Below are 1,177 nucleotides of genomic sequence, written 5' to 3' on the forward strand. Positions count from 1 at the left end.
GTGTTCAAAGTAAAGCTGCAACCACAACGCGGACAATGGCTACGCTTTGTGCTTACAAAACTGGTCGCGATGCTCGCTTCGTTAGCAGTTATTGCCGTGATTGCGGGGTTGTACTATCAAGATTACGCATCTGTGGGTCGCAATAACAGCTACCTGAAAAAAATGATCATCCCAACGCAATATGTCTACAGCGCGACAAGTTACGTAAAAGAAAATTACTTAACTACGCCACAGCCATATCGTGAAATCGGTACTGATGCACAGCAATCTCCGACCGCTTTACAGCAAGCGCAGGACAAACCGACGTTACTCGTTTTTGTAGTAGGTGAAACCGCACGTACTCAAAACTATCAACTGAATGGTTACGAGCGTGAAACTAACCCCTACACCAGCCAATTAGATGTTATTTCTTTTAAAGATGTAGCGTCATGCGGCACTGCGACAGCAGTATCTGTACCATGCATGTTTTCTCAGTTAACGCGCAATCAATTTGACCGTAAACAAGCTGATAACCAAGACAACGCGTTAGATATCATGCAACGTGCAGGTATCGACCTACTGTGGAAAGAAAACGACGGTGGCGATAAAGAAGTCGCGCATAAGATCAAAAAAATCGAAGTAGACAGAAAGCAACAAAACGCACTGTGCAACGGTCAAACTTGTTACGACATGGCACTACTGAGTGACTTTGACCAAGAAGTGTCGAACATGAACGGTAACCGAGTGGTAGCCATGCACCTTATTGGCAGCCATGGCCCAACTTACTTCCAACGTTACCCGAAAGAGAAAGCGTTTTTCCAACCAGATTGCCCACGTGCAGACATTGAAAACTGTAGCGTCGAAGAGATCGTAAATACCTACGACAATACCATTCGTTACACAGACTCTGTCTTGGAACAAACCATCAACAAACTTAAGACGTTAGAAGACAAATACAACACTGCGTTGATTTATGTTTCTGACCACGGTGAATCGCTTGGTGAAAGCGGCATGTTCTTGCATGGTATGCCTTACGGACTTGCTCCGGATTTCCAAAAACGAGTACCGCTTATCATGTGGATGTCGCCAAGCTTTAAGCAAGCAAAACACATCAACACGGATTGCTTGTCCAAAGAAGCACAAAATGCAGGTAAGTACTCGCATGACAATGTGTTCCACTCTTTGCTTGGTATTATGG

Annotated in this window: 1 protein-coding gene; it reads left to right on the forward strand. The window is 44.6% G+C overall.

Going from position 1 to position 1,177, the window contains the following annotated elements; translation table 11 throughout:
- The coding region (locus R7Q47_RS25520) for a phosphoethanolamine transferase (RefSeq protein ID WP_318090156.1) at positions 1–1,177 on the forward strand (1,177 nt) is incomplete at both ends.

Source organism: Vibrio sp. Vb0349 (genome assembly GCF_033338975.1).